The sequence below is a fragment of the Spiroplasma sp. hy2 genome (genome assembly GCF_044714365.1).
Lineage (GTDB): Bacteria > Bacillota_I > Bacilli_A > Mycoplasmatales > Mycoplasmataceae > Spiroplasma > Spiroplasma phoeniceum.
This window is the reverse complement of the sequence record NZ_RXFZ02000005.1, coordinates 1-14772: the sequence shown is the minus strand read 5'-3', so window position 1 is coordinate 14772 and position 14772 is coordinate 1. Positions and strand designations below refer to the sequence as shown.

Sequence of the window (14772 nt, the reverse complement as noted above, 5' to 3'; positions counted from 1 at the left end):
RTTAAAAAATTTAAAGCAAAATCATAATCTTACACAAAATTAGTTTTCAAATTGTCATATTGATGATTTTTTTTATTTCATCAAGAGTTTTCGACAAAATTAAAGAATTAAATTAATCATTATTATTTAAAATATATTATAATTGTTAAGTGTCTAAAAAAGAGGTGAAGCAAATGAATCAAAAAACAATTGAACTATTAGAAACGATGTTAAAGCGGTGAAATTTAATTAATGAAGAATTAACAAAACCAGAAATAGTTAATGATGTAAAAAAGTTAACTAGTTTAGCAAAAGAACAAGCACAATTAGAGGAAACCGTTGCTTTATACTTAAATTATAAAAATGTTTTAAATAATATTAATGAAGCAAAATTAATTTTAGAGACAGAAAAGGATTATGAGTTAATTGAATTAGCAAAAGAAGAATTAAAAACCTCAGAAATAAGAAAAGAACAACTTACAGCAGAGTTAAAAGTAATGTTATTGCCAAAAGATCCTAATGATGATAAGAATGTTATTTTTGAAATTCGTGGAGCAGCAGGTGGTGATGAAGGAAACATTTTTGCTGGTGATTTATATCGAATGTATATAAAATATGCAGAACAACAACATTGAAAAGTAGAATTAATTGAAGCAAATGAATCAGAAGCAGGTGGCTTTTCTACAATTTCCTTTATGGTTAAAGGAGATCGTGTTTATTCAAAAATGAAATTTGAATCAGGAGCACATCGTGTTCAACGAATTCCAAAAACAGAAAGTAAAGGGCGAGTACATACATCAACAGCAACGGTTGCTGTTTTACCAGAAATTGAAGAAGTTGATTTTGAAATTAAAATTGCTGATTTAAAAATTGATACTTACCGTGCTTCAGGAGCAGGGGGACAACATGTTAATACAACTGATTCAGCTGTTCGAATTACTCATTTACCAACAGGAGTTGTTGTAACTTCCCAAGATGGCCGTAGTCAACATGATAATAAGGCATTAGCAATTCAACATTTACGAAGTAAATTATATGAAGAACAGCAACGTAAAATTAATGAAGAGCGTGGAACATTAAGAAAAGATGTAGTAGGAACAGGCGACCGGAGTGAAAAAATTCGAACATATAATTATCCTCAGAATCGGGTTACTGATCATCGTATTAATTTAACACTACAAAAATTAGACCAAATTATGGAAGGTAATTTAGATGAAATTGTAGTAGCATTAATTAATGAAGAACAAAGATTGAAAATGGAAGGAAACTAATGACAGTTAATGAATTAATTCAAAAGTCAGAAGATTATTTGAAAGACTCGAATAATGCTAATTATCTTGCCGATATTAAAATTTTAATAGCATTTTTTATGAAAACTTCATTAGCAAAATTATATGCAATTCAAAATGATAAAATTAATTTTAAGATTGATGATTATTGACAACAGTTAATGGCATATCGTAATGGAAAACCAATCCAACATATTACTAATTTACAAAATTTTTATGGCTATGATTTTTATGTTGATTATAATGTTTTAATTCCTCGCTATGAAACAGAAGAATTAGTTGATAATATTAATATTATAATTGATGAAATATTGCTTAATAATGGTGATGAACCATTAACTTTAATTGATATTGGAACTGGGAGCGGAGCAATTGCAATTAGTTTAGGCTTAGAAAATCCAAGTTTAACAATTTATGCTAGTGATATTTCAACTGAAGCATTAAAAGTAGCAAAAAGAAATATTAAGCAGTTAAATTGCAAAAATGTTAAATTATTGGAAGGTGATATGCTAGAACCATTTATTAAAAATAAGATTAAAGCTGATCTGCTAATTTGTAATCCACCTTATATTCCAAAGAATCAAAATATTAGTAATCGTGTTAAAAATTATGAACCACATGTTGCTTTGTTTGGTGATATTGATGGCCTATATTTTTATCGAGAAATTTTTCAAAATTGACAAAAGGTTGTTAAAAAAAATGGCATTTTATGTTTTGAACATGGTTATGACCAAAAAAAAGATTTAGAAAAATTAGTAAAAGAATATTTTCCAAATCAGAAATATTATTTTCAAAAAGATATAAATAAAAAATGACGAATGTTATTTATTAATATTTTGTAGTAAAATAAAAGAAACTTAAGTGTGAGGTGCAGGATATGGAAGATAAACTTAAAAATATTAAAAGAACTCGCATTATTAGTATTGCTTTTTTATTAGTTTTATTTATTATGGTCCCATATTTTACTTTTATATATGTATCACATAGTGATCAACTTTTAAAAAAATACTTTAATTTTATTGCAACAGTACCTAAGGACGTGTTAACAACATTTACAACACCTAATCTACCAAATGAGTTTTTAATCTTTGGTTTGCCATATATTGCATTAGGAACATTAGCAGGTGCCATTATTAGTAGTGTTTTTTACATTCATCATCAGAAACGAACAGTTAATTTTAATAATAGAATGTTGTTAATTGGAACAGTTTTTATTATCTCTTTTCTATTTAGTGCTTGTTTATTATTTTCACTTGCAGAATATTATTATGATTTATTTACAGAGTGATGTCGTTCTTTAAGAGGTGGTTATACTGGTCCTGAGTTTGTTAAAAATATTCAAGATATGATTCATAAAGATATTCCAAATCGAGATGCAATTGTTAAAGCATTAATTAATTTAGCAACAGGGCCTGGAACAAACAATAAATATCCATTAACATGAATTGGTCTTAATGCTATTTGATGAATTACAGGATTACAAATGATTTTTATTATTTTTATTATGTTGAAAGTTAGTTTTAAATTAGAATGATTATTAAATGATAATATTAATTCAACTAAAAAAGAAGAAGTATTTGTTTTAAAAGATACATTTAATCAAAGTCGTCTTAAAAAGTTTATTAGTCTATATTTAATTCCAAATGAATTTAATATTTCACTATGAGTTGTTTTTTTTTCAAGTATGGTTTTTATTCCCCAATTTGTTTATACAATTATTATTGGCAGTAGTTTTACTGATGCAAACCGGTTTTTTTTATTTTCTTACTTTTATCCACAATTAACAATTAATGCTATTATACCGAATACAACTAGTATTTTAGATCAACCAAATATTGATTATTTTGAGATGACAATGAATATGCCCGGGTCAGGAATTTTTATTAGTGTTGTACCAATTGTTTCTTCTGCTTTAATTATTTCAATGTTATTTGCATTTACTTTTGTAATGTTGAAAAAACCAAATTTAACTAAAAAAGGTTTTATTAGTTTTTATGTTAGTTTTTTAATTGTAACTGGGACTTCACTAGTAATGTTTCTGGTTTCTCAATATGAATTAACAAAAGCAGTTGATTATTGAAATAGTCAAAGTGATAATTTTAAAGAAACAGTAATGGAACCACTTTTTAAAACAACATATTTAGATTACTTTTGATTACAAGGAAATGAATTATTAGCAAGTGGTATTCTATTATCTGCTTTCATTACTGTTTTATCAATTATTGCTCTTTTACATATTTCAAAAATTAAAAGTAATCATATTAGCAATGAACAAATTAAATCAAATTCAAAAGGTTCATAAGAAAGGAGGCTAGTTATATATGAAAGTATATACTGTAAAAAATCGCAAAGAGATTATTGCTGGTTATTTAGCAGAAAAAGTTATTATTGTTCCAACAGATACTATTTATGGTATGACGTGTATTATTAGTTCACCAGTAGCAAAAGCGAGAATTTTTAAAGTTAAAAGACGATCAGAAAAAATGTATTTATCAGTTATTGTTAGTTCAGTTCGTATGGCGAAGAATTTTATTGACTTGCCACGTGATGATTTAAAGCTCTTTAAAAAGAATGAAACTATTACTATAATAATAGGTAACATAAAAGATGATATTAATAAGCTTTATAACATTACAGAAGATAATACAATTGGGATTAGAATTACAAAATCAAAATGATTAAAAAAAATTATTAATAAGGTTGGGCCAATTTATGGGACAAGTGTAAATATTAGCGGTCAAAATTATGCTAAAGAATTTAATGATCTTCAAAAATTTAATGTTGATATTATTGTTGACGCTGGTTATTTAGATAATCGTCCTTCAAAGATTTATAATTCTTTAACAAAAGAATTTATTAGATAAGTAGGCAAAAAATGGCAAAAAAAAATAAATAAAAAGTAGCAATCCACCCTTAGGAAACAAGGAAGAAAGAATTAAACAATTAGAACAAGAAGTTGTGGATTTAAAGAAAGAGCACAATGGTTAATTTTAGAAAAGGATAATATCATACCAAATTGCATTTCATAATGCAATTTTTTTATAATTTTTTTAGAAATATGATATAATTTAACTATAAATAAACGAAGCAGGAGGACTATGCGATGTACATCAATCCATTCGAAAGAATGAAAAATATGAAATTAAATACTGATGAAACAAATACAATAAATATGAAAAGTAATGGCCCAAATATAAATTTATTACAAGGTAACAATGAAGATGGGGAACTGACAGGAGACTTTCTAAAGAATAGTAATCATAATATTAAAACTGATGAACTTAAGATTGATGGAATTACATTATCAAGTTTTGAAATTATTCGTGATTTAATGAAAATTTTTAAAGAAAAAAATAACGAAATGCAATTTTTCTTAGCAGTTATGGATAAAAGAAATTGTGATTCAATGTTTGAAATTGCTTCTTCCTTTTTTTCAATGCCGCTTGTTAATATTGATTTATTACGTATTGAATTATATGCTTCACCATTTTTATTTTTACTTAAAAAAATTATTAAGGGACTACCAAAAGTTAGTTTAGAGGATAAAAAAGTTTTATGAGATCGTGTTAAATTATTTGCACGAACTTTAAAACAAAGTGAATCATTAGAACAAGTTAATGATTCTAATTCAATTGTAATTGTTAATGAGTTAGAATTTGATGATCCATTAGAGTATATTAGAAGAGAATTTGAAGAAATTTTACGTGCTTATGACATCACAGAAAATATTGTAGTAATTTTTAATAATATTGATTTAGTGGGATATGTCAAATTTAAACAAATATTTAGCTTAGTACAATCTATTTTTAAAGGAATTTTACAGTTTAAATTTATTGCTGGATTAAATCCACTTTTAATTGAAACTTATGTTAAACAGATGTATGGCAATTATGCAACAGACCAATTGGTTGCGCATGAAATTAGTGCTTATAACAAACGATATATTATTAAAAATGAAAATGATAATGTCGTTACTAAAGAACCAACAAAAAAAGCAGGTGATTCTTATCATCCAATGTCAGATTTTGCTTATGTTGAAACAGAAAATGAGGATGATGAAAGAATTAGCTTTGATTATTGAGCTATGCGCGGTGGAAAGTAGATAGAGGAGGATAATTAAAATGTTTGTGTTTTTAGTAACATTAGGGTGAAGTTTAATTATAATTGGAGCGATAGTTCAAATTTTTACTGCTATTTTAAACTTTTTGGTAATACAATCTGTTGCGCTTCCATCAATTTTAAATTCAATGAATGATATTTTTCAAACATCAATTTTTAAACAAGAACAAATTTTAAGTTATTTGACAGGAGATATTTGAGGATACACAATTATTGCTTTAACAATTTTTGTTGCATTATTAGTTATTACACTAGTATCAGTTCAACTGCATCGTGTTAAAAAAGGACAATTAATTGCAAAACCATATATTAAAATGATATTTGTTACATTAATTATTGCAGCATTAATTTATGGAAAAGTAGCAGTATTAATATTAGCAGCATTAATGTTTATTGGTTTATTATTTATTGAATCATCATTATTTGATGTTGAGTCTTTACAAAATTTTGTTGAAGAACGAAATATGATTGTTATTTACCACCAAGATAAAAAACTTGAAAAAGAGGTAAATAAAGAGGGAAAGTATCATGGAAGCGCAACTTTGGGGGTTGACGCGACTATCGCAGGGATCGGAGAAACCGAAAGAGATTTCAAAAACAATGATTACGCAAAAGAGGATGATAGTAAAAAGTTATCTTATCAAAAATCAAATTCGATTTTTTCATCAAATGAATTAAATAATTTATTTAATTCTAATAAAAATGATGTTGATGAACATGAATTAGCAAATTTAATTAATGATATGACACAAACTATGATAAATCCGCAGAAGCCAGCGGTTTTTGAAACAAAATCAAATACAACGGAAACTGATTTAAAACAAAGTAAATCAAAAGAATTATCAAAACCACCAGTTGTTAATGAAGTTAAACAACAAGAAAAATCAAACTTGGAATCAGACCAGTTAGAAGATCAAAATTCAGCAAATGATGCTTCACAAAATGAACGAGTTGAGGAAATTCCTGCTCCATTCTTGGATGTAAAACCAAATGCTGATTATAAGTTTAATGCTGATATTAAAAGTTTTGCTGATAAAACAAGCGCTGTAAACGAAAATGCTGATTTTAATGCAGCAGAAGATGAAAAACCAAATTTTTCTTTTTTAGATGATGAATTTTTGAATTCATCATGAACATCAGAGAAACCAATGACAAGAAAACAAAAAAAACTTTATAATAAATGAAGTGAAATGCATCAACAAGCACTTAATATTAAACAAATGGTAGAAGAAGAAGTAGAAATAGCAGAAGTAAAAACTAAATTCATTAAAAAGAAAGCTAAAATTTATAATTTTCTTGCTAAACAAGCAAATGGATTAGTAAGAAAATTAAAGTTAGAACCAGAGCATGAATTAAAATTAATGCGTATTGCTGAAATATTTAATAATAATTCACAAGCCACAGTTGATTTTCTTAATGATCAAATTTTAGCAACAGATAATAATTTAATTGATAATGTCTTGAATGACAACATTAATGAATCATCAGAAAATATTAGTTTAGAAATTAATACTTTTAATAATGTTGTAGATAATGGTAAAACAAAAAAAGAGATAAAAATTATGAATAACAATATTAAACTAGCAAACCAAGAATCACAACGGACAGGAATTATATTTATTCCATCTGATCATAATATTGATAAATTAAAAGGAGAATTATTACCTGATATTAAAACATCAGATGATGAAGAAACAAAAACAGATAGTGTACTAGATAATTATGATTACTCTTTTGCTGAACTAGCCGGGTTAGATGATTCACAAGTTGGGCATCTTGATGAAATTGATTCAGTTGCAAATGAAGATAATTATGATGATGAAATACAATCTTCTGAAAACAATGAGCTTTCAGACCTATCAGTTGAACAACAAACAGTAGAACAAATAGAAAATAATATGGCAACGCTAGTTGCAGATAAAATCTTAAGAACTAATGAAGTAAAACCCGAGCATGAGGTAAAAAATGATGCAATTAATTTAGAATTAACTCCTGAGCCATTAGATACAACAGAACCAAACAATGTGGGAGCAGATATGTTTAATATCTCAATGAATGAAAAACAAAATACTATTTTAACAGAAACAGAAGATAGTGTACCTGCAGAAATATTTACAACAGATGTTAAAGGAACAAATCAATTAGAAGTTAACGCAGATGAATTAAATAAGAATAAAATAGAAGATCATCAAGGTGATTTATTACATGATGTTGTTACAAATGAAACAAATAAATCGTTGCAACCAGAAATTCGACCAATTTTAAAAGACGAAGTATCGTATAGTTTAGATGAATTAGATGATAAAATTATGAATGGTGATTTTTCAAATTTAGATGATGAAGTAATTGAATATTTTAATCAGGAAAAGCCAGAACCAATTAAGGAAACACCATTTGTAGAAGAACCACCATTACAACAAGTTATTTCAAATGATTTTGAATATCGTTTTGAAAAAATTGAAGAATTAATTAAAGATTCAATTAACTTACACACAACACACACAAAAACATTACGAGAAGTGCAAAATCACTTAAAAAATTTAACTTTAAAAGTTGAATCGTTAGAGGCAAAATCAGTAGATTTTGCAAAAAAAAATAACGATGTTGAAACTAAAAAATATATTAAGCATCACGGTGTTGTACCAATTGATCAGTTTTATCCTCAAATTAGTGATATTAACTTAGTATCAACACGTTATAATTTATATAATAAAAAAGGTTATTCTAACACATATGGTGTTGCTAACTCAAGTGAAAGTTCATATGGTTTGGGCAATTATTATCGAACTAAAAATAGTAATTCATCTCAAGAAGAAATAAGGGCAAATAATAATCAATTTGCTGATTATAATCATCTTAATTTACATAATATTTCTAAATATACTAAACAAGATATTCCATTTGAAACAAATTGTCCATTTTGTAAAAAGAATAACAAATAAAAATTATTATTTTATTGGTTAATATTATAAATAAATTTATTAAAAAAGTTAAATTTAGGTTGATTAAATTTAACTTTTTTTATTTAGAAAGTAGTTTTTTTCTTTTCATTCGTTTAAAAATATGTTAAAAATAAATTAGCAATGAGATATTACATTGTTAGGGCATTAAACATAGTAATTTAAGTATGAAAGGAAATATTCAATTGCCGAATAATAATTAATTAAAAAATATAATTTATTAGTAATAAACGGGAGGAAATAAACAATGAGAAAATTGCTCAGTGTTTTTGTAGCAGCAACTTTGCTAAATGGTTCGAGTCTTTTTCTTATTACATGTGCTAAAAAATATTATTTTGATAGTAATATTTGAGTTATTACCGATGCTGGTATTGTGACCGATGCATCGTTTAATGAATCAGCATGAGATGGAGCAAGTAAATATGTCATTCCACAAAAGGATAAAGAAATTTTACCATCAGAGTGAAAAAAAAGTCACCATCGAGCTAGTTATTATGAACCAGCAAGTCAAACACCATCTGACTTTAAAACAGCTTATTTAACAGCATATATTGCTGGCGCAAAAACATTAATTTTGCCAGGTTTTGTGCATGGTAATACCGTTGGATGAGGTGCAGAAATAGTTGATAATTTAATTTATATTGATGGAAGTAGCCAAAATATTCATTTAGGAATGGATCCCAAAAAACCATTAGCAACAAATGTTGTTGGAATAAGTTATGAAGCTGAATCATCGGGATTTTTTGCAGGAATTGCAACAGCATTATGATTAAATGCTAATCAAAGCAAATATCCTTCAGGTTTAAAAATATCTACATATGGTGGAATGGATAATCCTGGCGCTGTTTCAAATTATATGTGAGGATTTTTAGTGGCTGCTGATATTTTTAATGCAATCATTAGTAATAGCAATTTGCCAAACTTATTTAACATTAGAATAGATCTTTTAGCACAAGTTAAAAAAATGAATCCAGCAGTAACTGCTTTACAAAAAATTGAAAAAGTACAAAATGTTATAAAAAATAATGAATCATGATTTTCACAATCATTTGAAATTGGACATGGGAAAGATATTTCAGATGAATTACTTTCTCGTGGAGCAAGTATTATTTTCCCTGTTGCAGGTCCGCAGACCCAAGATACTATTGGCCGAATTAAATATAATAAATCACCAGTTAAAGTTATTGGTGTGGATACAGAACAATCTAAAATTTATGGAGAAGACATAATCGTAACAAGTGCCTTAAAAGAAATTGCAACTTCAACTCAAGAAGCTCTCAAGAATATTTATTCAGATAAATGTGGTTATTCATCTAATAGTAATACTTGAGACAATAATCATGTGACACCGGAATGTTGAATTAATACTGATCAATCATCAATTCAGCATCCAACTTGGACAGGGATTGAAACAACAAAATCAATTAATGAAGATACTGTTAATTTTATTCATAATAAAACTGATGATTTAACAAAGGATACAGCATTTGATAAAATTATTAAAGTATTACAAGATGTTTATTCCCGAGGAATTGATGATGTCCCTCCTGTAGCAGCAAAGGTATTTACAACAACATTAGCAAATACTTATCAAAATAGTGATACATTGAAAACTTATATTTTAAATGCAATTGAAACCGCTTTGCAATAGAAGGAAAGGACATAATATGAAAAACAATAATGAATATGCAATAGAAATGAATAATATTACCAAGGTCTTTGGTGATTTAATTGCAAATGATGATATTACCTTAAAAGTAAAAAAAGGTGAAATTCATGCTTTAATTGGCGAAAATGGAGCAGGAAAATCAACATTAATGAGTATTTTATTTGGTTTGTATGAACCAACAAAGGGAGAAATCCTTATTAATGGAAAACCAGAATATATTAATAATCCTATTAAAGCGAATCAATTAGGAATTGGTATGGTTCATCAACATTTTAAATTAGTTGATATTTTTACTGTACTTGATAACATTACATTAGGATATGAACAGTTAAAAGGGAAAGTATTTTTAGATCGTTCAAAAGAAGCACGTAATATTGCTCAAATTGCAATTAAATATAATTTGCAAGTTGATTTTCGTTCAAAAATTGCAAATATTTCAGTTGGAATGCAACAACGAGTTGAAATTTTAAAAATTTTATACCGTGGAGCAGATATTTTAGTTTTTGATGAACCAACAGCTGTTTTAACACCACAAGAAATTGAAGGCTTATTAAATATTATGTTAGATTTAAAAAAAGATGGGAAAACAATTATTTTTATTTCCCATAAATTAGATGAAGTGAAAAAAATTGCTGATCAGGCAACAGTTATTCGATGTGGAAAAGTTGTCGAAACTTTTAATGTGCAAGATAAAAATGAGAAAGAAATTGCTGAAGCAATGGTTGGCCGTAATTTAGTTGAAATTAAAAATTCAGGGCAAGCACCACGAGAAGAAGTTTTATTAAGAATTGAAAATTTATCAGTAAAGAAAAGAGGCCTAACGCGTTTGATGGCTTTAGATGATTTTAATTTAACCGTTTATGCAGGAGAAATTGTTGCAATTGCTGGAGTAGAAGGAAATGGGCAGACTGAATTAGTAAATGTTATAACCGGATTAGAAAAAGGAGCCTCTGGAGAAATAATTTTTAATGATATTAATGTGACCAAAAAAAGTATTTATGAACGCTATCAAAATGGAATGTCTCATATTCCTGAAGATCGTCATAAATATGGTTTAATCTTAGAATTCAATGCAATTGATAATGTTGTTTTACAAAATATTAATCAAAAACCATTTTCAAATTATGGTTTATTAGATAAAGGAGCAATTCAATTATATGCTCAACAAATTGTTAATAAATATGATGTACGAGGTGCAAATTCTGGTTTTGCTGTTACACGCAGCTTATCAGGAGGTAATCAGCAAAAATTAGTTATTGGGCGAGAACTATCACGACAACATAATATTTTAGTTGTTGTTCAACCAACAAGGGGTTTAGATGTTGGAGCAATTGAATATATTCATAATAAAATTTTGGAAGAAAAAGCACAAGGGAAAGCAGTCTTATTAGTTTCATATGAATTAGAAGAAATTATGAGTTTAGCTGACCGTATTGTTGTTTTACATAATGGACGCATTACTGGTGAAGTTACTGGCAATAAAATTAAACGTGAAGAAATTGGTTTAATGATGGGAGGAAGATATCATAAGAAAGGAATAAAAATTAATGCAAACACAAATTAAAAATTATGGATGATTATTAAAACAGAAAACAAGAATTTTCTTTCGTTCAAATGAATTTAAAACTAAAATGAACTATTTTAAGGCATCTATTTGTGCAATTATTGCAGGAGTTCTGCTTAGTTTTATTATTATCGGTGCAAATGCATCAGATCCATTATTATTTTTTAGTTATGTTTTTCGACTAGCTTTTCACCCATTATTAAAAGATTCGACATTAACTTATTGAGCAATTTATATTGTTGCGGGATTAGCTGTTGCGGTTGGTTTTAAAGCTGGATTATTTAATATTGGTGTTCCTGGACAAATGTTATTAGCAGGTAGTATGACAATTGTTTTAGGTTTAAAGAATCCCACAATTAGTCAAGGAGCTGGCGTAATTGGAGCTTTATTTATTTCAATTCTTGTTGGTGCAATGTTAGCAGCAATTGCTGGGGCATTAAAAGCTTATTTTAATATTCATGAAGTTGTTTCAACAATTATGTTAAATTGAATTGTTTGGTATGTTATGAAATGAATGTTTATGAATCCAGCGCATGGGATGTGAAATTCAAATCAAAATTCAACAATTGATATTGTTACAACAGCCCCAAATTTTAATTTAGTATTGAATGGGCAATTATGAATTATTCCATTTATTATTGCAATGTTATTATTAGGAATAATTATTTTTATTATGAATTATACTGTTTTAGGTTTTCGAATTAAAGCGGTTGGAAAATCAAAAAATGCTTCTTTATACGCTGGAACAAATGTTAAAGCATATACTATTGTTTCAATGGCATTATCAGGCGCTTTAGCAGGCGTGTTAGGAATGTTATATTATATGACACAATCAACAGTATTACAATTTACAACTGATGCATTACCAGTTATCGGTTTTGATGCAATTGCTGTTGCATTAGTTGCTTTTACAAATGGGTTTGCTATTTTACTAATTGCTTTATTATGAGGAATTATTAAAACAGCTGCTTTGCAAGCAACGCAATTACCTGATTTTCAAATGTCAAAACAAATAGGACAATTGATTTTCGGAATCATTATTTATATGTCTGCAATTTCTACATTATTTATTTACTTTAAACCGATCTTTTGATTGTGTCGTTGATGAAATATTCAACACAATGTAGAATGAAAGCAAGAATATAATAAATATCAAAAACAAATTAAAAATACGAATAAAATATATCGAATTAAAATGCAAGAATTAAAAAAAGAAGGAACTAAAGAAGAAATTAAAGCATATCGGAATGAAATTAATGATCAATTAACGTTATATGCTGGGAAAATTACCACTTTAAAAACAGAAATTCGTTTTTTTGAAAATTTAAAATATAAGGAAGCAACAAAAATTGGGCAACGTGGTCTTAAAACAAAATATAAATTAACAACATTTATTGCCCTTGGTTCCGCATTAGACCATTTTGTACAAGTGAAAAATGAATATTTATTAAAAAAACAAGAAATTAGTTTTTTAAAAAATAATTATTATCAAACCGTATGAAAAGTAAAAGGGCAAGCAAAACAAGAATTATCACAGTTTTATAATTTGCCGAAAAAAGAATTATATGCTAAATTATCACATTTACAGTCGCAATATGGTGATTTAGTTCTAAAGCAAGAGGAAGCTATTAAAAAATTACGTGAAAGTTATTATCCTATTTTTAATCAAATTCAACAAAAATATGGAAATGATTTTAAAAGATTGCAAAAAGAAGAAGCACTGATTACTAAAAAATTAAATCAAGAAATTAAAGCATTAAAACGCCAACAACGTCATGAAATGTATCAATTTAAAATAGCAAATTATCAAAGTAAGAAAAAAATTAAACGGGAATTAAGAATAATTAATCGTCAAGTAAAAGCAGATGTTAAGATTCAACAGGAAGTGGCTGTGTTAAAACAAAATTTAAAACTGCAATTAAAAGAGATGAAACAACAATTTAATCTTGAATATCAAGCTATGCGCAAAAAACATAAAAGAGAGATGCCACAGTGGAAAAAGGAATTAAATCAAAAATTAAAACATATTCGAAAATTTGTTTCAGAAGATAATAAAATTTTAAAAGCAGAATATCATCGTCAAAATGCCGCTTATCAAATGCAAAAAGGAGGAAAAAAATAATGGAAGCAGTTTCACAATTATTTGCTAATGGTTCAATTCTTTTTGCAGTATTGTTAATTGCGGCAATGGCTGGTTTGTATTCAGAACGCGCAGGAGTTGTTAATATTGCTATTGATGGAATGATGATCATTGGTGCGTTAGTTTATGCATTACTTGGTAAAGTATTATCACAATATGGTAATGGAATGCAAATTATTGCTTTATTAATTGCCACAATTTGTGGTGGGACTTTTGCCTTATTACATGGTTTTGCTTCAATTACTTTAAAAGCACAACAAGTAATTTCTGGAACAGCGTTAAATTTATTAGCAACTGGAATCGGATTATTTTTTGTAAGCATTCCATCCTTAGCGGCTGGAAATATGATTCAAACAGGTTTTAATACAATTGGGGTTGATTCATATCAAATTATTAATATTTTCTTAATTATTGCAATTGTTTTAGCAGGTTTTACCTTTATTTTCTTTAGATTTACAAAAACAGGACTACGCTATGTTGGATGTGGTGAGAATCCTAATGCAGTTGATGCAGCTGGAATTAATGTAATTAAAACAAGATATAAGGCAGTTATTATTTCTGGATGCTTAGCAGGCCTAGCAGGGGCAATGTTCACTCATTATGTTTCTGGGCAATTTCGTGGTGACGTCCAAGGACAAGGATATATTGCCTTGGCAATTATGATTTTTGGGCAATGACGAATTCAATATATTACATTGGGAGCAGTCTTATTCAGCTTTTTAATTGCTTTAGCAGGAACATTATGACGTTTTGCGGGTTGAAATATTGCTGATCCATCAAATCAGTTATTAAAAATTTTACCATTTGTCTTTGCATTAATAACAATGATTATTTTCTCAAAATATTCAAAAGTACCAAAAGCATCCGGAATTCCATTTGATAAGTCATTACGATAAAAACAACCGATATCGGTTGTTTTTATTTACATTTTCTTATTTTTTTCTATAATAGACTTCTTGCATAACCTAGTTATTTTAAAATTCCTATAAAATATATTTAAAATAGAAATTATAGGAATCTAAAATTATGAAATTTGATAAATTTGATTTWAT

The 14772-nt window shown here is 27.4% G+C and carries 10 protein-coding genes; all 10 read left to right on the top strand.

The annotated features are described in order from the left end of the window. The first annotated feature begins 173 nt into the window (after positions 1-173). Positions 174-1250 carry a peptide chain release factor 1 gene (gene prfA / locus EHV01_RS00590; RefSeq protein WP_422065738.1) on the top strand — a complete coding sequence of 359 codons (1077 nt, stop codon included), beginning with the start codon at positions 174-176 and terminating at the stop codon, positions 1248-1250. Next, on the top strand, positions 1250-2110 hold the full coding sequence (gene prmC, locus EHV01_RS00585) for a peptide chain release factor N(5)-glutamine methyltransferase (RefSeq protein ID WP_422065737.1): 861 nt from the start codon (positions 1250-1252) through the stop codon (positions 2108-2110). Before prfA ends, prmC begins: the two co-directional genes overlap by 1 nt. 35 nt (positions 2111-2145) lie before the next feature. Continuing rightward, a complete protein-coding gene (locus EHV01_RS00580; RefSeq protein ID WP_422065736.1) occupies positions 2146-3570 on the top strand; it encodes a polypeptide chain release factor methylase in 1425 nt (474 codons plus the stop codon). 19 nt (positions 3571-3589) lie between these two features. Further along, positions 3590-4132: an L-threonylcarbamoyladenylate synthase gene (locus tag EHV01_RS00575; protein WP_400248438.1), complete on the top strand. Its 543-nt coding sequence runs from the start codon at positions 3590-3592 to the stop codon at positions 4130-4132. A 239-nt stretch (positions 4133-4371) separates the two neighbouring features. Next, on the top strand, positions 4372-5370 hold the full coding sequence (locus tag EHV01_RS00570; protein WP_422065735.1) for a hypothetical protein: 999 nt from the start codon (positions 4372-4374) through the stop codon (positions 5368-5370). A gap of 19 nt (positions 5371-5389) precedes the next feature. Continuing rightward, complete coding sequence (locus tag EHV01_RS00565; RefSeq protein WP_422065734.1) at positions 5390-8329, top strand: hypothetical protein; 2940 nt, start codon at positions 5390-5392, stop codon at positions 8327-8329. 265 nt (positions 8330-8594) lie between these two features. Next, positions 8595-9998 carry a BMP family ABC transporter substrate-binding protein gene (locus EHV01_RS00560; RefSeq protein WP_422065733.1) on the top strand — a complete coding sequence of 468 codons (1404 nt, stop codon included), beginning with the start codon at positions 8595-8597 and terminating at the stop codon, positions 9996-9998. Positions 9999-10014: 16 nt separating this feature from the next. Beyond that, positions 10015-11580, top strand: a complete 1566-nt coding sequence (locus EHV01_RS00555) for an ABC transporter ATP-binding protein (RefSeq protein ID WP_422065732.1) — start codon at positions 10015-10017, stop codon at positions 11578-11580. Next, complete coding sequence (locus EHV01_RS00550) at positions 11564-13702, top strand: ABC transporter permease subunit (protein ID WP_422065731.1); 2139 nt, start codon at positions 11564-11566, stop codon at positions 13700-13702. The genes EHV01_RS00555 and EHV01_RS00550 overlap by 17 nt, the downstream gene beginning before the upstream one ends. Continuing rightward, a complete protein-coding gene (locus EHV01_RS00545; protein WP_422065730.1) occupies positions 13702-14616 on the top strand; it encodes an ABC transporter permease in 915 nt (304 codons plus the stop codon). Before EHV01_RS00550 ends, EHV01_RS00545 begins: the two co-directional genes overlap by 1 nt. Positions 14617-14772: the final 156 nt, after the last annotated feature.